The organism is Herbiconiux flava (assembly GCF_013409865.1).
GTDB classification, from domain to species: Bacteria; Actinomycetota; Actinomycetes; order Actinomycetales; family Microbacteriaceae; genus Herbiconiux; species Herbiconiux flava.
In genome coordinates this window covers 850,096-870,740 of sequence record NZ_JACCBM010000001.1, presented here as the reverse complement: position 1 = coordinate 870,740, position 20,645 = coordinate 850,096, and the positions used below count along the sequence as shown (strand labels likewise).

22 protein-coding genes are annotated in these 20,645 nt (G+C 73.1%); 8 read left to right on the top strand and 14 right to left on the bottom strand.

The features are described 5' to 3' along the window. The first annotated feature begins 48 nt into the window (after positions 1–48). Genes BJ984_RS04125 through BJ984_RS04115 form a run of 3 tightly spaced genes read left to right on the top strand, consistent with a single transcriptional unit; the run spans position 49 to position 2,802 of the window. Positions 49–951, top strand: a complete 903-nt coding sequence (locus BJ984_RS04125; protein WP_179546946.1) for an ATP-binding cassette domain-containing protein — start codon at positions 49–51, stop codon at positions 949–951. Further along, positions 948–1,754: an ABC transporter permease gene (locus BJ984_RS04120; RefSeq protein WP_179546945.1), complete on the top strand. Its 807-nt coding sequence runs from the start codon at positions 948–950 to the stop codon at positions 1,752–1,754. The genes BJ984_RS04125 and BJ984_RS04120 overlap by 4 nt, the downstream gene beginning before the upstream one ends. A gap of 43 nt (positions 1,755–1,797) precedes the next feature. Next, a complete protein-coding gene (locus tag BJ984_RS04115) occupies positions 1,798–2,802 on the top strand; it encodes an MDR family oxidoreductase (protein ID WP_179546944.1) in 1,005 nt (334 codons plus the stop codon). A gap of 44 nt (positions 2,803–2,846) precedes the next feature. Here BJ984_RS04115 and BJ984_RS04110 read toward each other — a convergent pair whose 3' ends face one another. The 3 genes from BJ984_RS04110 to hemB all read right to left on the bottom strand — a co-directional run bounded on the left by BJ984_RS04110 (position 2,847) and on the right by hemB (position 5,791). Beyond that, positions 2,847–3,221 carry a hypothetical protein gene (locus BJ984_RS04110; protein ID WP_173182048.1) on the bottom strand — a complete coding sequence of 125 codons (375 nt, stop codon included), beginning with the start codon at positions 3,219–3,221 and terminating at the stop codon, positions 2,847–2,849. Positions 3,222–3,344: 123 nt separating this feature from the next. Beyond that, positions 3,345–4,796: a glutamate-1-semialdehyde 2,1-aminomutase gene (gene hemL / locus BJ984_RS04105; protein ID WP_179546943.1), complete on the bottom strand. Its 1,452-nt coding sequence runs from the start codon at positions 4,794–4,796 to the stop codon at positions 3,345–3,347. After that, positions 4,796–5,791 carry a porphobilinogen synthase gene (gene hemB / locus BJ984_RS04100; RefSeq protein WP_179546942.1) on the bottom strand — a complete coding sequence of 332 codons (996 nt, stop codon included), beginning with the start codon at positions 5,789–5,791 and terminating at the stop codon, positions 4,796–4,798. The genes hemL and hemB overlap by 1 nt, the downstream gene beginning before the upstream one ends. Positions 5,792–5,870: 79 nt before the next feature. Between hemB and BJ984_RS04095 the strand changes: the two genes are divergently transcribed. Continuing rightward, entirely contained in the window at positions 5,871–6,518 is a 648-nt protein-coding gene (locus tag BJ984_RS04095) for an alpha-ketoglutarate-dependent dioxygenase AlkB (RefSeq protein WP_179546941.1), read from the top strand. A 58-nt stretch (positions 6,519–6,576) separates the two neighbouring features. On the opposite strand, the gene BJ984_RS04090 is transcribed toward BJ984_RS04095, so the two are convergent. From BJ984_RS04090 to hemE, 9 genes are all read right to left on the bottom strand, one after another. Beyond that, positions 6,577–7,371 (bottom strand): uroporphyrinogen-III synthase, encoded by a 795-nt coding sequence (locus tag BJ984_RS04090; RefSeq protein WP_179546940.1) that lies wholly within the window; start codon positions 7,369–7,371, stop codon positions 6,577–6,579. After that, positions 7,368–8,348: a hydroxymethylbilane synthase gene (hemC, locus tag BJ984_RS04085; protein WP_179546939.1), complete on the bottom strand. Its 981-nt coding sequence runs from the start codon at positions 8,346–8,348 to the stop codon at positions 7,368–7,370. Before hemC ends, BJ984_RS04090 begins: the two co-directional genes overlap by 4 nt. Positions 8,349–8,397: 49 nt before the next feature. Further along, entirely contained in the window at positions 8,398–9,591 is a 1,194-nt protein-coding gene (locus BJ984_RS04080) for a ferrochelatase (RefSeq protein WP_218870241.1), read from the bottom strand. A gap of 2 nt (positions 9,592–9,593) precedes the next feature. Next, the gene (gene hemQ / locus BJ984_RS04075; protein WP_179546938.1) at positions 9,594–10,331 is read right to left on the bottom strand and encodes a hydrogen peroxide-dependent heme synthase; all 738 of its coding nucleotides are present in this window, start codon (positions 10,329–10,331) and stop codon (positions 9,594–9,596) included. 113 nt (positions 10,332–10,444) lie between these two features. Continuing rightward, complete coding sequence (locus tag BJ984_RS04070) at positions 10,445–10,738, bottom strand: DUF3618 domain-containing protein (protein WP_179546937.1); 294 nt, start codon at positions 10,736–10,738, stop codon at positions 10,445–10,447. Further along, positions 10,735–11,139, bottom strand: a complete 405-nt coding sequence (locus tag BJ984_RS04065; RefSeq protein WP_271206389.1) for a phage holin family protein — start codon at positions 11,137–11,139, stop codon at positions 10,735–10,737. The genes BJ984_RS04070 and BJ984_RS04065 overlap by 4 nt, the downstream gene beginning before the upstream one ends. Positions 11,140–11,160: 21 nt before the next feature. Further along, positions 11,161–11,604: a YtxH domain-containing protein gene (locus BJ984_RS04060; RefSeq protein WP_179546936.1), complete on the bottom strand. Its 444-nt coding sequence runs from the start codon at positions 11,602–11,604 to the stop codon at positions 11,161–11,163. A gap of 95 nt (positions 11,605–11,699) precedes the next feature. After that, the gene (locus BJ984_RS04055; RefSeq protein WP_179546935.1) at positions 11,700–13,265 is read right to left on the bottom strand and encodes a protoporphyrinogen/coproporphyrinogen oxidase; all 1,566 of its coding nucleotides are present in this window, start codon (positions 13,263–13,265) and stop codon (positions 11,700–11,702) included. After that, positions 13,262–14,344: a uroporphyrinogen decarboxylase gene (hemE, locus tag BJ984_RS04050; protein ID WP_179546934.1), complete on the bottom strand. Its 1,083-nt coding sequence runs from the start codon at positions 14,342–14,344 to the stop codon at positions 13,262–13,264. Before hemE ends, BJ984_RS04055 begins: the two co-directional genes overlap by 4 nt. A gap of 84 nt (positions 14,345–14,428) precedes the next feature. On the opposite strand from hemE, the gene BJ984_RS04045 reads away from it, so the two are divergent. The 3 genes from BJ984_RS04045 to BJ984_RS04035 all read left to right on the top strand — a co-directional run bounded on the left by BJ984_RS04045 (position 14,429) and on the right by BJ984_RS04035 (position 17,459). Continuing rightward, complete coding sequence (locus BJ984_RS04045; RefSeq protein ID WP_179546933.1) at positions 14,429–15,613, top strand: hypothetical protein; 1,185 nt, start codon at positions 14,429–14,431, stop codon at positions 15,611–15,613. An 87-nt stretch (positions 15,614–15,700) separates the two neighbouring features. After that, positions 15,701–17,029 (top strand): glutamyl-tRNA reductase, encoded by a 1,329-nt coding sequence (locus BJ984_RS04040; RefSeq protein WP_179546932.1) that lies wholly within the window; start codon positions 15,701–15,703, stop codon positions 17,027–17,029. A gap of 10 nt (positions 17,030–17,039) precedes the next feature. Continuing rightward, positions 17,040–17,459, top strand: coding sequence for an NUDIX domain-containing protein (locus tag BJ984_RS04035; protein ID WP_179546931.1), 420 nt, complete (start codon positions 17,040–17,042; stop codon positions 17,457–17,459). 55 nt (positions 17,460–17,514) lie between these two features. Here BJ984_RS04035 and BJ984_RS04030 read toward each other — a convergent pair whose 3' ends face one another. After that, entirely contained in the window at positions 17,515–18,606 is a 1,092-nt protein-coding gene (locus BJ984_RS04030; protein WP_179546930.1) for an aminotransferase class V-fold PLP-dependent enzyme, read from the bottom strand. Positions 18,607–18,699: 93 nt separating this feature from the next. Here BJ984_RS04030 and BJ984_RS04025 point away from each other — a divergent pair, with 93 nt between their 5' ends. Then, the gene (locus BJ984_RS04025) at positions 18,700–19,647 is read left to right on the top strand and encodes a LysR family transcriptional regulator (protein ID WP_179546929.1); all 948 of its coding nucleotides are present in this window, start codon (positions 18,700–18,702) and stop codon (positions 19,645–19,647) included. Here the strand turns inward: BJ984_RS04025 and BJ984_RS04020 are convergent. After that, positions 19,644–20,645, bottom strand: coding sequence for a serine hydrolase (locus tag BJ984_RS04020; protein WP_179546928.1), 1,002 nt, complete (start codon positions 20,643–20,645; stop codon positions 19,644–19,646). The genes BJ984_RS04025 and BJ984_RS04020 overlap by 4 nt on opposite strands.

The window sequence follows — 20,645 nt, the reverse complement described above, 5'->3', positions numbered from 1 at the left end:
GGTGGCGGCCGCGCGTTCCCCATCCGGACACCGACAGGACAGGCATCCATGCCCACCGGCGTACCCATCGAATTCTCAGGCCTCACGAAGAAGTTCGGGCAGGTGGCAGCGGTCTCCGACCTCACCTTCACCGTCGAGCCCGGGCAGGTCACGGGCTTCCTCGGCCCGAACGGCGCCGGCAAGACCACCTCCCTGCGCATGCTGCTCGGACTCGTTCAGCCGAGCTCCGGTAGCGCGAGCTTCGGCGGCACCGCCTACGCCGCGCTCGACTCGCCGCTGTCGACCGTGGGCGCCTCGCTCGAGGCCGCGAGCTTCCACCCCGGCCGCTCGGCCCGCAACCACCTGGCCGTGTACGCGCAGGCCGCGGGGCTGCCGAAGACGGCTCCGGACGCGGCGCTCGAGAAGGTGGGGCTCGCCGGCTACGCGAACCGCCGGGTGGGCGGCTACTCCCTCGGCATGCGCCAGCGTCTCGGCCTCGCCTTCGCCCTGCTGGGCGACCCGGGCGTGCTCGTTCTCGACGAGCCGATCAACGGCCTCGACCCCGAGGGCATCAAGTGGATCCGGCTGCTCCTGCGGGCGATGGCCGCCGAAGGCCGCACCGTGCTGATCAGCTCGCACCTGCTCAGCGAGGTGGCTCAGACCGTCGACGAGGTGGTCATCATCTCGCACGGCACCCTGGTGCACCGCGGCGAGCTGTCGACCCTCGACACCTCCGACACGAAGCAGGTGCAGGTGAACGCCGCTGACCGCGACCGACTGGCCGAGATCATCCGAGGGGCCGGGTACACCGTGTCCAACCTGCGCTCGGGGGTGCTCGTCGACAACGCCGAGGCCGGCGAGATCGGGCGGCTGGCGTTCGACGCGGGCATCCCGCTGACCGGCCTGTCGCAGAAGCGAACGGGGCTCGAAGAGAGCTTCCTCACGCTCGTCGGAGAGGAGGGGGCGCTGTGAGTCTCGTCCGCGCGGTCCGCTCCGAGACCACCAAGATCACCAGCACCCGACTGTGGTGGGTGCTCGCGCTCATCATGGTCGGCTACGTCGGCCTGTGCGCGGGCGGCCTCGGCGCGATCTTCGGCGGGCTCGGCACCAATACGAACGGGCCGGTGCTGCCCGACGCGCAGATCCCGCTGCTGATCTACAGCTTCGCCACCTCGGTCGGCTACGTCTTCCCGGTGCTGTTCGGGGCGCTGGCCGTCACGAGCGAGTTCCGCTTCCAGTCGCTGACGCCCACCTTCCTCGCGATCCCGCGCCGGGGGGTGGTGCTCACGGGCAAGCTGATCACGCTCTTCCTCGCCGGCGCCGGCTTCGGGGTGCTCGCGCTGCTCGCCTCGATGGGTGCCGGGGCGGCCGTGCTCGCGGGCTTCGGCATCGACCCGCTGCTCGGCGACCCCGGCACCTGGGCGTTCGTCGGCCGCTCGCTGCTCGCCATGGCGCTCTGGGCCGCGATCGGCGTCGGGCTCGGCACCCTGGTGCCCAGCCAGGTCGCGGCGATCGTCATCGTGCTGGCGTTCACGCAGTTCGTCGAGCCGCTGCTGCGGCTGGGGTCGACGATCACCGACTGGTCGGCGCAGATCGGGCAGTTCCTGCCGGGGTCGGCGAGCGACGCGCTCGTGGGCTCGAGCATCTACACCGCGATGTCGGGCACGGCGGGGGTCGCACTGGAGTGGTGGCAGGGCGGGCTCGTGCTCGCCGCCATCGCAGCGGTGACCACGCTGATCGGCTTCGCCACGAGCTGGCGGCGCGACGTCTCCTGACCGTGTCCGCCCCAATCAGACCGTCTCGATTCGAGGAGGAATCATGTCCCGCGCCTACCTGGTGACCGAGAAGGGTGCGGCGGCCGAGCTGGTCGACCGCGACCTGAGCGAGATCTTCGGCGACGAGGAGAGCGCGGGCGAGGCGGGCAGCGTCGACCTCGACGTCCTCGCCACGAGCATCAACTACAAGGACGGCATGGCGCTGATGGGCAAGCCCGGCATCGTGCGCCGCTACCCCCTCGTGCCGGGGATCGACGTGGTCGGGCGGGTCACGGCGTCGCGCGCATCCGCCTTCTCGGTGGGAGACGTGGTGCTGCTGAACGGCGACGGTCTCGGCGAGACGCGGCACGGCGGGCTGGCCGAGCACGCACGGGTGCGGGCGGATGCTCTGCTGCCCCTGCCCGCAGGCCTCACCCCCGAGCAGGCCGCCGCCGTCGGCACCGCCGGTTTCACGAGCATGCTCGCCGTGCTGGCCCTGGCCGACGCGGGGGTCGAACCGGGTGACGGGGAGGTGCTCGTGACGGGCGCCGCCGGCGGGGTCGGATCGATCGCGATCGCGCTCCTCGCGGGCCGCGAGTACACGGTGGTCGCGTCCAGCGGGCGCGCGGAGGCGGAGGGCGACTACCTCCGCCGGCTCGGGGCGGCCCGCGTGATCGACCGCTCCGCGCTCTCCGAGGAGGGCGGGCCGTTGCAGAAGGCGACGTGGGCGGCGGCCGTCGACAGTGTCGGCAGCCACACCCTCGCGAACGTGCTCGCGCAGACCCGGTACGGCGGCACGGTGGTGGCCTGCGGGCTGGCGCAGGGGTCGGATCTCCCGACGACGGTGCTGCCGTTCATCCTGCGCTCGGTCACGCTCACCGGCGCCAACTCGGTCGAGGCCCCGCGGGCACTGCGCGAGCGCGCCTGGGCGGCCCTCGCCGAGGAGCTCGACCTGGAGCTGCTCGACTCGCTCACGACCACGGTCGCGTTCGAGGACGTGCCGGCCGTGGCCGAGCGCATCCTCGCGGGCGAGGTGCGCGGCCGCACGGTGGTGACCGTCGGGAGCTGAACCCGGCGCCCGCCCGCGCTACCGGCCCGTGCTGCGGCCCGCTGCTACTGGATGACCTCGGTGCCCTCGAGCGGCGGCAGCCGCAGCGCGCGCAGCAGCTGGATCGAGTGCGACGTCGTGACGATGATGCGCGAGAACTCCTGGCCCTCGAGGTCGATGACCACCGAGGTGCGGGTGCCCTTGACGAGCAGGAAGTCCTTGCCGTCGTGGAACTTCCAGGTGCCGACCGCGAGCGTCAGCGGCACGGCGGCTCCGGGCGCCCGGATGCCGCGCACCCACACCCACGGGTCGTCGGTGAGCGCGGCCGAGCGGATGCTGTCGAGCGGCACCACGATGTCGGTGCGGCGGAACGACAGCACCTTCTCGGCTCGCGTGAGACGGATCTCGAGACGATCGGTGTGGACGAAGAGAACGGCCATGCCTCTATCCTGCCGTGGGCGACCCGGCGAGCGGGAGGCTCTCGCCCGAGTAAGCGGTAACGATTCGAGAGAACGTCGGCAATGAGGACGTGATCGGTGTCGGCGAAGCGAGCGTCATGGGCATCAGGCGGGCGTCGCGGCGGCGGCCGCCTGGGCTGCGGCGGGCAGGGCATCCACGATGCGGCCGATCGCGGTGTCGTCATGCGCGGCCGAGACGAACCACGCCTCGTAGACCGACGGCGGCAGCGAGACGCCCGCGTCGAGCATGCTGTGGAAGAAGGGCGCATAGCGGAACGCCTCCTGGCGCTGCACGTCGGCGTAGTCGCGCGGAGCGACGTCGGAGCCGAAGGTGAAGCTGAACAGACTGCCCGCCCGCTGCAGGCTGTGCGCGACGCCGGCCTCGGCGAAAGCCGACGAGACGGCGTCGGAGATGATCAGCGACGCCGCGTCGAGCTTCTCGTAGACGGCCGCGTCGGCGAGGCGGAGGGTGCTGAGGCCCGCGGCGACCGCGATCGGGTTGCCCGAGAGCGTGCCGGCCTGGTAGACGGGGCCGAGCGGGGCCAGGTGGTCCATCACGTCGGCCCGGCCGCCGAGCGCGGCGAGCGGCATGCCGCCGCCGACGACCTTGCCGAAGGTGACGAGGTCGGGGGTGTACGGATGCACGACCACGCCGTCGGGGGCGGGAGCGTTCTCCAGCCCCCACCAGCCGGCGGAGCCGACCCGGAAGCCGGTGAGCACCTCGTCGACGATCAGCAGGGCGCCGTGCTCGTGGGCGGTGGCGGCGAGCGCCGCGTTGAACCCGGGCGCCGGAGGCACGACGCCCATGTTCGCCGGGGCGGCCTCGACGATGATCGCGGCGATCTGCTGGCCGAACTCCTCGAACGCGGTGCGCACGGCGTCGAGGTCGTTGTAGGGCAGCACGATGGTGAGCGCGGCAGTGGCGGCGGGCACGCCCGCGGAGGCGGGGAGCGCGAGGGTGGCCAGGCCCGAACCGGCCTCGGCCAGCAGGGGGTCGGAGTGGCCGTGGTAGTGGCCGGCGAACTTGATCAGCACGTCGCGGCCGGTGAAGCCGCGGGCCAGGCGGATGGCCGTCATCGTGGCCTCCGTGCCGGTCGAGACGAGCCGCAGCTTCTCGATCGGGGCGACACCGCCGGCCGTGACGCGGGCGCGCACGAGCTCCGCGAGGTCGGTCTCGGGCGGGGTGGTGGCCCCGAACGAGAGACCGCGGGCCGCGGCATCCTGAACCGCCTTGACGACCTCGGGATGCGCGTGCCCGAGCACCGCCGGGCCCCAGGAGCAGACCAGGTCGACGTACTCCCGGCCCTCGGAGTCGGTGATGTAGGGGCCCTGAGCCGAGACCATGAACCGCGGGGTGCCGCCGACCGAGCGGAAGGCCCGCACCGGGGAGTTGACGCCGCCGGGAATGGAGCGCTGAGCGCGGGCGAACTCGCGGGCGTTGGCGCCCTGCTCGGGGACTGCCGGGCTGCCGCCCGCGGTCGTGGTGCCGCTCGTGTCAGTGCCGCTCGTGTCAGTCCCGCTCGTGTCGGTGCCGCGCAGGTCGATCTCGCTCGTCATCACAGGCCCTTCAGGGTTCGGGCGACCTCGACCGCCCAGTAGGTGAGCACGGCCTCGGCGCCCGCGCGACGGATGCTCGTGAGGGACTCGAGGATCGCTCGCTCCCGGTCGATCCAGCCGTTGGCGGCCGCCGCCTCGATCATGGCGTACTCCCCCGACACCTGGTACGCCCAGACGGGTACGGGCACCGTCGCGGACACGTCGGCCACGAGGTCGAGGTAGCTGAGGGCCGGCTTCACCATGACGATGTCGGCGCCCTCCTCGACGTCGAGCACGGCCTCGCGCAGACCCTCGCGGCGGTTCGCCGGGTCGAGCTGGTACGTCTTGCGGTCGCCGCGGAGGGTCGAGCCGACGGCCTCGCGGAACGGTCCGTAGAACGCCGAGGCGTACTTGGCGGCGTAGGCGAGGATCGCCACGTCCTGGAAGCCCTCGCCGTCGAGCGCGTCGCGCACCGCCGCGACCTGGCCGTCCATCATCCCCGAGAGGCCGAGCAGGTGGCTGCCGGCGCGGGCCTGCTCGAGGGCCATGTCGCGGTAGCGCACGAGGGTGGCGTCGTTGTCGACGGCTCCCCGCGCATCCAGCACGCCGCAGTGGCCGTGGTCGGTGAACTCGTCGAGGCAGAGGTCGGTCTGCACGACGAGGGCGTCGCCGGCCTCCTCGACCGCGATGCGGGTGGCGGCGTTCAGCACGCCGTCGGGATCGGTGGCGGCGGTGCCCACCGCGTCCTTGTCGGCGTCGGCGGGCACGCCGAAGAGCATCACGCCGCCGAGCCCGACCTCGGCCGCCTCGGCGACCGCGCCGCGCAGGCTGTCGAAGGTGTGCTGCAGCACACCGGGCATGGAGTTCAGCGGAACGGGGGCGTCGACGTCGTCGCGCACGAAGAGCGGGAGCACCAGCTGAGCGGGGTCGATGCGGGTCTCGGCGACCAGGCGCCGGAGCGCCGGGGTGCCGCGCAGCCGGCGCGGTCGGATCTCGGGGAAGGAGCCGGAGTTCATGACCTCCAGCTTAGATCGGCCAGGCTGGATCGATGCCGGACGACTAGAACACATGTTCGAATCTGGATAGGGTTGCAGCATGAATATCGACTTCCAGACCTCGCTCTTCGACGACCTCGACGCCGACCCCGGGCTCGAGCCGCTGGGAGGCACGGTCGAGCGCACGATGCTCGGCGACGGGGCCTGGGTCGATCTGCGGCCGGGCTGGGTCACGAACTCCGACGCGCTGTTCGAGCGGCTCGCGGTCGACGTACCGTGGCAGGCCGACAAGCGCGAGATGTACGACCGGGTGGTCGACGTGCCGCGGCTCGTCTCGCGCTTCGGGGTGGGGTCGCTCTACCCCGACCTGGTGCTGACGCGCGCGCAGGATGCTCTGAACGACCACTACGGGCGCCCTCCGGGCCAGGTGTTCGAGACGGCCGGGCTGTGCTTCTACCGCACGGGCGGCGACAGCGTGGCCTGGCACGGCGACCGCGTGGGGCGCACCATCGACCGCGACACCATGGTGGCGATCGTGTCGGTGGGGGCGGCGCGCACGCTGTCGGTGCGGCCGAAGCCCGTGAACGGCCGGGCGGTGGGTGAGACGCTGCGGTTCCCCGTGGGCCACGGCGACCTCATCGTCATGGGCGGCAGCTGCCAGCGCACCCACGAGCACGCCATCCTCAAGACGAAGCAGGCGGTGGGGCCGCGCATCAGCGTGCAGTTCCGGCCGGACTGGCCGCGCTGAGAGGGCGGACGGGCCGGACGAGCGCCTCACGGTCGATCACCGAGCGGGTGACGCCTGATCAGTCGTCGTCGTCGGCCGCTCGGCGCGACTTGGCGACCTCGATCACCGCGTTGATCAGCGACTCGGCCGAACGGCCCTTCGCGATCACGTCGACCCGCAGCCCGTAGGCGCGGGCGTCCTCGGCCGTGCGCGGACCGATGGCCGCCACGAGCGTCGACGACGGGATCGGCCCGAGCTGCAGCTGCACCTGCTCGGCCACCGACCCCGAGGTCACGAAGATCGCGTCGATCGATCCCTCGGCCACGTCGGTGCGGATCTGCGGATCGACGGCGACGCCGACCGTGCGGTACGCCACGACCGACTCCACGGTGTGACCGCGGGCGATCAGCCCCTCGGTGAGCACCGGCTTGGCGATGTCGCTGCGCAGCGTCAGCACCTTGAGCTCGGGCCCGAACTGCTCGAAGCGCTTGAGCTCGCGCAGCAGACCGGCCGCCGAGTTGTCCTCCGGCGGAACCAGGTCGACCTTGTAGCCGGCCGCCGACAGCGCGGCCGCGGTGGTCTCGCCGACCGCCGCGATGTGCGTCTCCGGCGGCACGACGGCCTGGTGCGCGGTGAGCACGTCGACCGTGGTGGCACTGGTCATGGTGAGCCAGTCGAAGCGCCCGGCCGCGAGCGCCTGCAGCGCCCGCTGCAGGGTCTCGTCGTCCTCGGTGGGCGCGAAGTTGATCATGGGGGCGACGATCGGCTTGGCTCCGACGGCTCGCAGATCGGCCGCGACGCCGTGGCCCCAGGGGCCCCCGCGCGGAACGAGGATGCGCCAGCCGCCGAGCGGCCGCTGCGCCCAGGCCGTCATTCGGTGCCGCCCGGCCAGCGTGCGGCGGTGGTGGGGTCGGCTCCGCCGTCGGCCGAAGGGCCCACGGGTGCGAGCTCGGCCGCGCCGTCGTCGAGCAGCTGTCGCGCCACGGCCTCGCCGAGCAGCGACGCCACGTGGATGTCGTCTCCGAGCAGTCGCGCCGACCGCTCGCAGCCGAGCTCGACGGCCCCGTCGGCCTGGTAGACCGTGGCCGCGAGCGTCAGCTCGTCGCCCGAGACGGTCGCCGTGGCGCCGATCGGCGCGGCGCAGCCGGCCTCGAGGGCGGCCAGCACCGAGCGCTCGGCGAGCACGGCCGTGCGCGTCGGCGGGTGTTCGATGCTGAGCAACTCGGGAATGCTGTCTCCCTCTCGGGTCTCGATCGCGAGGGCACCCTGCCCTGGCGCCGTCGGCCAGAGGTCGAGGGCGAAGATCTCGGATGCTGCGTCTAGCCTATCGAGCCTGGTGAGCCCCGCTGACGCCAGCACCACGGCGTCGAGATCGCCGTCGCGCACGCGGCCGAGCCGCGTGTCGACGTTGCCGCGGATGTCGACCACCGTGAGGTCGGGCCGGAGCGCCAGCAGCTGGGCCACCCGGCGGGGCGACCCCGTACCGACGCGGGCGCCCTCGGGCAGTTCGTCGAGGGTGAGTCCGTCGCGGGCGCAGAGCACGTCGCGCGGATCCTCGCGGAGCGGCACCGCGCCGATCACGAGCCCGTCGTAGCGGGCCGTCGGCAGGTCTTTCAGCGAGTGCACGATCATGTCGCAGTCGCCGGCGACGAGCGCCTCGCGCAGGGCGCTGGCGAAGACGCCGGTGCCGCCGAGCGACGCCAGCGACTCCTTCGAGCGGTCGCCCTCCGAGGTGATGATGACCGTCTCGACCTCGATGCCGGTGGCCTCGACGAGCGCCGCGACGACGTGGCCCGTCTGGGCGCGCGCGAGGGCGCTCCCTCGCGTCGCGACCCGAAGCTTGCTACTCACGATGACTGCTGTTCCTTACATACCTCTGTTGATGCGACTGCGGCCCGGCTCAGGGAGCGAGCCCCGAGACGGCCGGCTTGAAGCCGAGCCGCACGTTCTCGCAGCAGCCCGGACGGCACACGTCGTACCACGGGCCGAGCTCGGTGACATGGGGCCGCGATGCGGCCGGCGTGCCCTCGATGCGCTCGATCACCAGGTCGACGAGACCGGCCACGTAGGCCGGGTCGACGCCGGGCGTGGGGGTGCGCACGCCGTACAGGCCGTGCTCGGCGCAGCTCTCCAGCGCCTCGTTGTCGAGGTCCCACATGACCTCCATGTGGTCGCTGACGAAGCCGAGTGGCACGATCACCACGGCCCGGATGCCGCGGGCCGGCAGCTCGGCGATCGCGTCGTTGATGTCGGGCTCCAGCCACGGCTGCGTGGGCGGGCCGGAGCGCGACTGGTAGACCAGCTGCCACGGCACGTCGGGCTGGCCCTCGAGCCCGGACGTCGCCGCCATCAGCACGACCTCGGCCACCGCCTTGTGCTGGGCTGCATAGGCGCCCTCGGGCCCGAGCTCGCGGAACGAGGGCCCGGAGCGCTCGGCGTCGGCGCTCGGGATGGAGTGCGTGCTGAACAGCACCTCCACCTCGGTCGCCAGGTCGATGTCGTCGAACTTCTCCCGGATGCCGGTGAGGGCCGCCGACAGGCCGTCGATGAACGGCTGCACGAATCCGGGGTGGTCGAAGAACTGGCGCACCTTGTCGATCGTCATGGTCGACGCGAGGCCGGTCTCGTCGAGCGCCATGGCGAAGTCCTCGCGGTACTGGCGGCACGAGCTGTACGAGCTGTAGGCACTGGTGGCGACGGCGATCAGGGTGCGCAGCCCCCGCGCATCCGCCTCTTTCAGCACCGAGGGGAGGTAGGGGTCCCAGTTGCGGTTGCCCCAGAGCACGGGCAGGTCGATGCCGCGGGTGGCGAGCTCGGCCTCGAGCGCCGCCTTGAGCGACCGGTTCTGCGCGTTGATCGGGCTGACGCCGCCGAAGGCGCGGTAGTGGTGCGCGACCTCCTCGAGGCGCTCGTCGGGGATGCCCCGGCCGCGCGTGACGTTGCGGAGGAAGGGGATGACGTCGTCCTGCCCCTCCGGCCCGCCGAAGGAGGCGAGCAGGATGGCGTCGTACGCCGTGGGCTCCGAGACGTGCTCGGGCCCGGCGGCCGCGGCGGGGCTCGCGTTGCGCACCACCGGTGCGGCTTCGGAGGACAGGGTCACTGGAGCACCTCGACGATCTCGGCGGCGTCGATGCGCCGGCCCGTGTAGAACGGCACCTCTTCGCGCACGTGCCGCCGCGCCTCGGTCTGGCGGAGAGCTCGCATCATGTCGACCAGGTTCGTGAGCTCGTCGTCCTCGAGCGCCAGGATCCACTCGTAGTCGCCCAGGGCGAAGGAGGCCACCGTGTTGGCGAGCACCGAGCGGAACGCACCGCCCTTGCGGCCGTGGTCGGCGAGCATCGCACGCCGCTCCTCCTCGGGCAGGATGTACCAGTCGTACGAGCGCACGAACGGGTAGACCGTCACCCACCCGCGGGGCTCCTTCCCGCGCATGAACGCGGGCAGGTGGTTCGACGAGAACTCGGCGTCGCGGTGCACGCCCATCGCGTTCCAGGTCGGAAGCAGCGGGGTGAACAGCTGCGTGCGTCGCAGCTGACGGAGCGCCCACTGCAGGGTCTCGGGAACGCTGCCGTGCAGCCAGACCATGACGTCGGCGTCGGAGCGGAGGCCGGAGACGTCGTAGAAGCCGCGGAGCATGACGTCCTCGGCCTCGATCGTCGCGACGGCCGCATCGAGCTCGGCCACCGCATCCGGCACCTCGCTGCCGTCGAGCACCAGCGCCCGGTCGGGGTTGCGGCGGAGCACCGCCCAGAGCGTGTAGCCGAGCGCGGGCACCTCCTCCGAGTCCTCGACGTCGCGGGTGGTCTCGTCGGTTCGGACTGTCGGGTCAGTCATGATCCCTCTTCGTTTCGCGGGCGGTACGCGAGGCTGTGGCGCGCCCGTACGACCGGTTCGGCACCGGTTCAGACGGGCCGGGGCGAGCGGATGCCCGGGCCTCGACTACAACGCTACCCCTTCGAAGCGGAGCGGAAGCCGAGAACGGCCACACCGGCCAGCACCACGACGGCGCCGCCGATGCCCGCGTAGACCGCGACGGGATTCTCGGCGCGGAGCCGGTTGAAGCGGCTCTTCAGCCGGTGCGCCGCGTGACGCGCCTGCTTGGGGACGTTCAGCTTGAACTCGATCGCGTCGAGCGTCGAACGGAGGTCGTCCCGGGTCTTCTGGATGTCGGCGTGCAGCGCCGGCGTGCTGCGCTCGGCGGGGGCCTTCGCCGACGGCTTCGACACGGCCGCGTCGCTCACTGGCCGAGCCCCTTCACCGTGTTGACGTCTTTCTTCAGACTCTCGATGGTCTGCTCCGGCACGGGCGGCAGGCCCTTCTTCAGCGACCGCATGCCGACGAGCACCAGGATGCCCGCGATCAGCAGCAGGGCGACGCCGACGATCAGCGCCGAGAGCCATGCCGGAAGGGCGGTGGCGATGCCGAGCACGGCGGCCGCGATGAGGGTGGCGAAGGCGAAGAACGCCAGCAGGGCTGCTGCGACGAACAGGCCGACTCCGATGCCGAGCTTCGCGAGCTTGGCGGTGATCTCGCGCTTGAAGTTCTCGAGCTCGTCCTTCAGCAGCTGGATGATGAGAGTGGGCAGCTCGGCCAGCAGCGAGACGAGCGAGCGTCGGGCCTTCTTGTCGCGTTCTTCGGTCACGATCGGCGTCCTTCTGGTCGTCTAGTCGTCGGAGGGCTGGGTGGTGGAGGTGCTGGGCTTCGTGGCCGGCTTCTTCGCGGCGGGCTTGGCGGTGGCGGCGCTGGCCGGCTTCGCGGCGGCCGTGCTGGCCTCGGCGGAGGGCGACTCGACCGGCTTCGCGGCCGGCGGGCGGGGCGCGGTCGATCCGGCCTTGGCGGCGGCGGGGCTCTGCGAGGGGCGGTCCAGCGGCTCGCGCCCGATGAATGCGGCGAGCGCCTTGCGCGCCTTCTTCGACAGCTCGACCTTGACGGTGTCGACGCGGGCGCCGGCGAACTCCTGCACCTTCGCCACGCCCGACTGCACGGCGGGCATGCTCCAGACCTTGTCGGCTCCCGCCTTGATCTGCTCGTAGCGCTCGCGACCGGCCTTGGTGCCGAGCACGTAGCCCGTGCCCAGCCCGACGACGAAGATGATCTTTCCGCGCATGTGTGAACTCCGATGGGTCGGGGACAGGGTGCTCCAAAGCGTAGTCCCCCCGTCCCGCACCCGCATGGGCACGGTCGGCGGCGGCTCCGGCGCCTCTAGCGGGGCAGGCGGGGGTCGCCGCGCAGCTCGGCGGCGATCCCGGATGCGGTGGCCTTCGCCTGCTCGACGGTCGCCGCGAGCCCCGTGCCCGACACCCAGGCGCCCACGACGTCCAGGCCCGGCACGGCCGCCACGGCCTCCGACAGCTGCGCGACCCGCGCCTTGTGGCCGACGGTCGCGAAGGCGAGCGAGTCGTCCCAGCGCACGAGGTCGGAATCGACGACGTCGGCCACGGAGAGCGGCAGGCCGAGCAGCGTCGACGCGTCGGCGACCACGGTGGCGAGCTCCGGCTCCACCAGGGTCTCGCCGCCGCGGCCGTAGCTCAGGCGCAGCACGTGGCGGTGCGGCGGAAGCTGCGCGGCGAGCCAGGCCCACTTGGCCGTGGCGTGGGTGAGGGCCTTGGCGGTGACGCCGGTGGTGCCCGGCGCCACGAGCACGCCGGTGCCGCGGGGGTGGGTGTCGAGCCGGGCGTCGTCGACCACGAGGGTCGCGATCGCGACCGAGGCGGGCTCGGGCCAGGCCGTCGCGGCGGGGAGTGCGGCGACTCCGGCGTCGGCCAGCAGGGTGAGCGCGGGACGGAAGCCCGCAGCCACGACGAGCGCCCGGGCCGTGACGCGGCGAGGTTCGGGCGACGCCGGTGTGGCGGGGGGTGCGGTCGAGGTCGGTGCGGTCGAGGTCGGTGCGGAGGGTGCCGTCGCGGGGGCGAGCTCGACGCTCCAGAGCGGCCGCGCATCCGGCCCCTCGTCGAGCTCGGCCTCGCCCGACCGCTGCAGCGAGACCACCCGCGTGCCCGTCTCGAGCGTGCCGTCGTAGAAGGCGAGCTGCTCCTGGAGCGCCGAGACCAGCCGGTGCATGCCGCCGACGATGCCCTGTACCTGGCTGCCGGCCGGGGCCTGCTCGCGCAGCGCCATCACGGCGCCCGAGAGCGAGCCCTGAGTCGTCATCGCCTGGGTCAGGCCGGGCGCGACCGTGCGCACGTCGACGTCGGAGGGGTCGGCGGAGTGCACCCCCGCGACCACCGGGGTGACGAGCCGGTCGAGCACGCGGCGGCCCATCCGGCGGCGCACGATGTCGCCGAGATCGTGCTCGGGACGCACGCGCAGGAGCGGCATCAGCCGGTCGAGGTAGGCGCGCAGGCTGCCGGCCCAGCCGATCACCCGGCGCACGTCGACGGCCAGCGGCACCCCCGGGATGCCCAGGATGCCCGCTGCCGGCAGCGGTGCGGTGCCCCCGTTCCAGCGCACCCACGCGCCGGCGCGGTTCGGCGCCACGACGTCCTCGCCGAGCCCCACCTCGGCGGCCAGCGCGGCCACCGTGCCCTTTCGGGTCGCGAAGCTCTCGGCCCCCGAGTCGAGGCGGATGCCCGCCAGCTCGTGCTCGGAGACGAAGCCGCCCGGCCGCTCCCGCGCCTCGACGACGTGCACCGTGTGCCCGAGCTTCGCGAGCTGGAGAGCGGTGACGAGCCCGGCGGCCCCGCCTCCGATGACGAGGACGTCGACGTCGGCGTCGGCTGCGGCTGCCGAGGCGGCCGAGGCTTCCGTGCCGCCTCCGACGCCGGTCATCGCGACTCCTCGGCCGCCGCCCCGCCGCGCTCGTGCACGAGCTCGACGATCCGCGTCAGCACGTCGGGGTCGGTCTCCGGCGGCACGCCGTGCCCGAGGTTCAGAACGTGGGCAGGGGCGCTCCGGCCGCGGCGCAGCACGTCGAGCACATGCGCCTCGAGCACCGGCCAGGGCGCGGCGAGGAGGGCGGGGTCGACGTTGCCCTGCAGGGTCACGCCGCCGCCGAGCCGCCTCGAGGCCTCGTCGAGCGGCAGCCGCCAGTCGACGCCCACCACGTCGGCGCCGACCTCGTGCATCGGAGCGAGCACCTCGCCGCTGCCGACGCCGAAGTGCACGACCGGAACGTCGAGGTCGCGGATCGGCTCGAGGGCCTTCTTCGAGAACGGGGCGACCCGCTCGACGTAGTCGGCCTTCGAGAGCGAGCCGACCCAGGAGTCGAACAGCTGAGCGGCGCTCGCGCCGGCGAGCAGCTGGGCCCGGAGGAAGCGCCCCGTCACCGCGGCGGCCCAGGAGAGCAGGCCCTCCCACGCCTCGGGGTCGGCGTGCATCAGCGTGCGGGCGCGGATGTGGTCCTTCGACGGCCCGCCCTCCACGAGGTAGGCCGCCAGGGTGAACGGAGCACCGGCGAAGCCGATCAGCGGGGTGCTGCCGAGCGCGGCGACCGTGAGCGCGACGCCCTGCTCGATGGCCGTGAAGTCGGCGCCGTCCGGATCGGGGAGGGCCGAGACGTCGGCGAGCGTGCGCACGGGCTTCGCGAGAACGGGGCCGCGGCCGGGCTCGATCTCGACGTCGACACCCGCGAGCTTCAGCGGGATGACGATGTCGCTGAAGAAGATGCCGGCGTCGACACCGTGCCGCCGCACCGGCTGCAGCGTGATCTCGCTGGCCATGGCCGGGTCGAGGCAGGCGTCGAGCATCCGTGTGCCCACCCGCAGCTCTCGGTACTCGGGCAGCGAGCGGCCGGCCTGGCGCATGAACCAGACGGGGGTGCGGTCACCGCGCACGCCCCGGTAGGTCGTCACGAGAGCGGATGCGGCGGTGCGGCCGTCGAGGAGGGGATGCGTCGCGGGCAGGGTCACCCCCCGATGATACGGACTCGCTTGGGGACCGAGCGGGGAGAACTCCCCATGGGCCGATCGCGGGCGCGATGGTAGACAGGTGTCGTGAGTCAGACCCCGCCTACGCCCCCGTCCGGACCGAGCGACAGCGGCCTGCCGCCGCTTCCTCCGCAGCAGTGGCAAGACCCCAGCTTCCAGGGCCAGCAGCCCCACCCGGGTTACCCGAACCAGCCGGGCCAGCCCGGTCAGCCGGGCCAGCCGCCCAAGAAGGGCCTCGGGACGGGCGCCATCCTCGGCATCGTGGGCGGCGGCCTGCTGCTCGTCATCATCGTGATCATCGTGATCGCGGTCGTGGTGTCGCGCCTGCTGGTCGGCGGCGGCGGAGGCGGGGACACCTCCTCCGGCGGCGGGGGCGGCGAGGGCGGCACCGCCACCGAGGCCGTCGAGACGTTCTTCACCGCGCTCTCCGACGGCGACGCCGAGACGGCCCTCGGCCTGATCAGCCAGGCGCCCGACGACGACACCCTGCTCACCGACGAGGTGCTGGCCGCCTCGAACGAGCTCGCCCCCATCACCGACGTCGAGATCGTCGACGACACCACCGAGAACGGCTACGGCGACGTCACCGTCAGCTACTCGCTCGGCGGCACCCCGGTCACCGCCGAGTACAGCGTCGACGACTACGACGAGGACGGCTGGAAGATCACCGGCGGCCTGAGCTACCTCAACGTCGACCGCTTCGACGGTCTCGGCCTCACCGTGAACGGCCAGGAGGTGACCGGAGGCGAGCTGCAGCTCTTCCCCGGAACCTACGAGCTCGCCACGAGCCTGCCGAACTTCACCCTCTCGGGCACCACGACCGTCGCCGCCACCGAGCCCTTCGGCACGGTCGACGTCAGCGACATCGAGCCGGGGCTGAGCGAGGCCGCACTCGGCCAGTTCCGCTCGCTCGTGCAGTCCGCGGTCGACGCCTGCATCGCCTCGACCACCCTGGCCGCCGGATGCGGCCTCGACCTGCCGGCCACCCTCGACGACGGCACCCAGCTCACCGAGGGCACCATCACCCGGAGCATCTCGGCCGACGCCACCGTCACCATCCAGAGCATGGTGCCGACGCTGAGCTACGACAACCCGACCCTGGCGCAGGGCGAGTACATCGGCTCCGTGTCCACCTCGGGCCAGTGCACGCAGAACGGCGCGACCGGCACCTGCGACGTGCTCTTCGGGCCGTCGCTCGGCAGCCCGTCGATCGACATGGCGTCCGAGAGCCCCACGGTGCTCTGGGACTGACCCCGAGGCGCCACCGGCCGGGGGTGAGCGGATGCGCATCCGCTCGCTCCCGGCAAGGGGCGGTCGTTGCAGGAGTACAATCATCTGGTGCTCATCTGCCTGACCGCGAACCATCGCAACGCGAGCTTCGACCTCCTCGAGAAGCTCTCGCTCGGCACCTCCGACGTCGCCAAGGGCCTCGTCGAGCACAGTGATTTCGTGCAGGGCGCCGTCGTGCTCGCGACCTGCAACCGCTTCGAGGCCTACCTCGACATCGACGAGCCGCTCACCGCCGGCATCTCGCTCGCGGTCGAGGAGGCGGCCGAGACGTTCGGCAGCGCATCCGGAACCGACGTCGCCGAACTGCGGGACAGCCTCACCGTGCTCTCCGGCGACAGCGTCGCCGACCACCTCTTCGCCGTGTCGTCCGGCCTCGAGTCGGTCGTCGTGGGCGAGGACGAGATCGCCGGCCAGGTCAAGCGCGCGCTCACCACGGCGCGGCTGTCGGGCACGACCTCGAGCGACCTGGAGCGTCTGTTCCAGCGCGCCTCGCACACCTCGCGCGACGTCAAGACGAAGACGGGCCTCGGCGGCGCCGGGCGCTCGCTCGTGCGGCTCGCGCTCGACCTCGCCGAGAGCCGCGTCACCGACTGGGCCCAGACCCGCGTGCTGCTCGTCGGCACCGGTCAGTACGCCCGGGTCACCCTGGCGAACCTGCGCGAGCGCGGGGTCACCGACATCCGCGTCTACTCGCCCTCCGGGCGGGCCGTCGCGTTCGCGGCCAAGCAGCAGATCGCGCCCGTGGCCGCCGGCGACTACCTCGGCGCCATCGCGACCGCCGACGTCGTGATCACCTGCTCCACCGCCGAGACCTACGTGCTCGACGCCACGCACCTCCAGGCCGCGTCCTCGGTGCCCGGGGCGTTCACCCGCCGTCTGGTCATCGACCTCGGCCTGCCCCGCAACGTCGACCCGCTCGTGTCGGGCGTCGGCGGGGCCGAGCTGCTCGACCTCGAGACCATCAGCCTGCACGCCCCCCTCGACGAACTGAACGCCGAGTCGGATGCACGGGCCCTCGTCGACCGCGCCGCCGCCGAGTACCGGGCCGGCAAGGCCGAGGCCGAGGTCACCCCGGCCGTCGTCGCCCTGCGCTCGCACCTGTTCGACCTGCTCGACGACGAGCTCGGCCGCTCGCGCGATCGCGGCGACTCGGAGGAGACGCAGAAGGCGCTGCGGCACCTCGTCGGCGTCATCCTGCACTCGCCGTCGGTGCGTGCCCGGGAGCTCGCGCGGGAGGGCCGCTCCGCCGAGGTCTTCGCGGCCGTCGAGACGCTGTTCGGCCTCGGAGCCGCTGCCGCGACCCGCGCGGCCGCCGCGGCGCCCGCGCTCGACACGGCCCCCGTCTCGCTCGAGTCCTACCGCCGCGCCGACGGCTGACCCGGCCCCGATGGCGTCCGAGAGCGTGACGCTGCCGACGATCCGGGTGGCGGCGCTCGCACTGATCCGCGAGCGCCGGCTGCTCATGGTGACCGCGCGGGCGCGCGACGTGCTCTACCTGCCGGGCGGCAAGATCGACCCGGGCGAGAGCGCCGCCGAGGCCGCCGCACGCGAGGCCCACGAGGAGGTCGACGTCACGGTCGACCCGGACGCCCTCGAGCCGCTCTTCACCGTCACGGTGCAGGCCCACGGCGAGCCCGTCGGCCGGCTCGTCGAGATGCAGCTCTTCGCGGGATCGACGCCCGACGACCCCCGCCCCTCCGCCGAGGTCGACGCGGTGCACTGGGTCACCACCGCCGACTCCGGCCGCTGCCCCCCGGCCGGCGCCGAGACCCTCGCGCGTCTGGCCGCCCTCGGCCTGATCGACTGACCGGCCGGCCCCGGCCGATCGGCGGGCGCCCGCCGCCGGCCCAGCCGAGCCGTGCTCAGGCGCCGAGCGCCGCCGCGACCCGCTCCACGTCGTCGGCCGTGTTCCACACGTGGAACGCCACGCGGCAGCGGCCGGAACGCGCCGAGGCCGCCACGTCGGCCGCGGTGAGAGCGGCGATGGCGCGGCCGTCGGCGTCGGGCCACGTCACGATGGCCGAGTCGGCGCTGCCCACCGACGCGACGCCCGCCGCCCGTAGTCGCTCCCGCAGCGCCTCCGCGAGGCCGACGCAGTGCTCGCGCACCGCGGAGAGGTCGGCCGAGGCGAAGAGCTCGAGCGACGCGGCCGCGCCGACCCACACGGGCCAGGCGGGTGAGAGGTCGAGTCGCCGCGCATCCGGAGCCAGCTGCATCGCCGGGCCGTAGCACGAGCCCCACACGTCGTCGCCCGAGTACCAGCCGGCGAGCAGCGGCTGCACCCGACCGAGGTAGGAGGGCCGCACGGTGGTGAACGACGCCCCGCGGGGTGCGCAGAGCCACTTGTAGCTGTGGCAGACGGTCACGTCGAAGTGCGAGGCGTCCACGGGCATCCATCCGCAGGCCTGGGTCGTGTCGCAGAAGGTGGCGGCCCCGTGCCGCTCGGCCGCCTCGACGATCGCCTCGGCGTCGGCCACCGCCCCGGTCGCCGACTGCACCAGCGAGAACGCGACCAGCGTCGTCGACGAGCGGATGCCCTCGGCCAGCCCCTCGACCGGCACGCACCTCACCGTGATGCGCCCGAGCTGCTGCTGCACGAGGAAGGGGAACACCATCGAGCTGAAGTCGCCCTCCACCAGCAGCACCTCGGATCCCTCGGGAAGCGACGCGGCCAGCACCCCGGCCGTGGCCGACACCTGCGAGCCGATGGCCACCCACTCGACGGGCACACCCACGAGCTGCGCGTAGGCGGCGCGCGCCCGCTCGACGGCGAGACCGTAAGCGCCGGGCGCGCGATGCCCCTCGGCCCAGGCCTCGAGGTCGGCGCGGAGGGCGGCCACCGTCTCCCGCGGAGGTACACCCACCATGCACGCCGACAGATAGCCCGGGCGGGCGTCGAAGTGCTGCTGCAGCTCGGTGACCGAGAGGGCGGAGGCGGCGTCGAGGAGGGTCATGCCTCCAGCATCGCGGCAGCGCATCCATTGGTCTACGGTCAGTCGCTCATGGTAGTCATCACGCCAGCTTATGAATGCGCTACGCTCCCGACCATGACGCTCGCACCCCTGCCCGGCAGCTTCGACCTCGACTCGCAGACGCTGCGGGCGGTGGCGGCCGTGGCCGAGTACGGCTCGATCACGCGGGCCGCCGCGGTGCTCGGCTACAGCCAGCCGGCCGTGAGCCAGCAGCTGAAGCGGGTCGAGGCGCGCATCGGGATGCCGCTCGTGACGCGGTCGGGGCGCGGCATCCGGCTGACGGATGCGGGTGAGGTGCTCGCCCGTCACGCCGACGCCGTGCTGGCCGCCCTCGACGCCGCGGCTGGCGAACTGTCCGATCTGTCGGGGCTGCGGTCGGGGCGGGTGCGGCTGGCGGCGTTCCCCTCGGCGTCGTCGACGATCGTGCCGCGGCTGATCGGAGCGATGGCGGCGGACCACGCCGGAGTGCAGGTCACCTACCTCGAGGCCGAGCCGCCCGAGGCGGTCGCGGGGGTGCGCGACGGGGTGAGCGACCTGGCGATCGCGTTCCGGCACCCGGCCGACCGGCACGACCCCTTCGACGCGAGCGCGGAGGGCCTCGTGGTGCACGAGCTCGCCCGGGACGACGTGCTGCTGCTCGCCCCGACGGGCCACCCCGGGCTCGCCGGGGGCGCGGCCGTCGACCTGGGGGCGCTGCGGGGCGAGAACTGGATCGCGGGGTGCCCGCGATGCCGGGGGCACCTGCTCGACTCCTGCGCCCGGGCGGGTTTCGCCCCCAGCATCTCGTTCGAGACCGACAACTTCGTCGCCGTGATGAGCATGGTCGCGGCCGGCCTCGGCGTCGCGCTGCTGCCCGAGCTCGCCATCTCGGCCTCGGCGCTGCCGTCGGGCGTCGAGGCCCACCGCACCCTCGCCGGTGACCACCGGATGCTCGTCGCCGTCACCCGCCCGGGCGCCGACCACATCCCGGCCGTCGCCGAGACCCTGCGCCTGCTGACGACGCTCACCCGGCGTACCGTCTAGTACACGTACTCCAGGAAGTCGGTGCCCAGCACCCGCATCGCCTCGAGCACCGCGAGCCGCCCCGACAGCTCGGCATCGTTGAAGCGCATCGTCACCGCGTACGAGACCCCGCCGCGCGGCCCGGTGATCACGCCGGCCTCCGAGCGGATGCCCGCATCCGTGCCCGTCTTGTTGAACAGTCGCAGCCCGTGGTCGGCCCCGACGTGCGCCAGCGGGTCGAGCCCGAAGGCACCGCCGACCATCGACAGGTCGGTGCCGAGACTGAGCCAGCCGCGGACGAGCTGCGAGGTCGTCTCGTCGACGACCGTGCCCGCGTGCAGCCGCCCGAACAGGATGGCGAGCTCCCGCGCCGACCCGACCGAGAGCTGCGGGGCGTCGTCGGGCCCCCGCTCCTCGCGCACGATGTCGAGCAGCAGGGTGCGGCGGAGGCCGAGCGACTCGGCCCGCGCCCGCACGGTGTCGAGCCCGATCCGCCGCAGCAGCACGTTGGTGGCGAGATTGTCGCTCGTCGCGCCGATCAGCGCCGCGAGGTCGCTCACGGGCAGCGCCGGCACCTGCAGGTGCTGCCAGAGGCCCGAGTCGCCGATCTCGTCGTTGGCCGTGCGGTTCAGGATGCTCAGCGCCTCCGCCCCGGGCCCCGGCCGCACCGGTCGCGGGCGCGACGCCGGCCGCGCGGCGTCGAACGAGGAGGAGCCCGACGACCCCGTGCCCGCCCCGTCCCTCGCCGAGATGCGTGCCGCCACCTCGATCAGCAGCAGCACCTTGCCGATCGACGCGGTCGGCACCGAGAGGTGGTCGTCGACCGAGAACAGCACCTTGCCCGACCCCAGGTCGACCGCGCACGCAGTCACCTGCACTCCCGAGAGCGCGAGCTCGGTCAACGACGCGAAGCCCTTGCGGAAGATGCCGCCGTCGTTCTCGATCGCGTCCGAGCGGCGCCCGCGGGGCGCGGCCTCGTCGCGGTCCTCCCGCGCCCGACGGCGGATCGACTCCGGCAT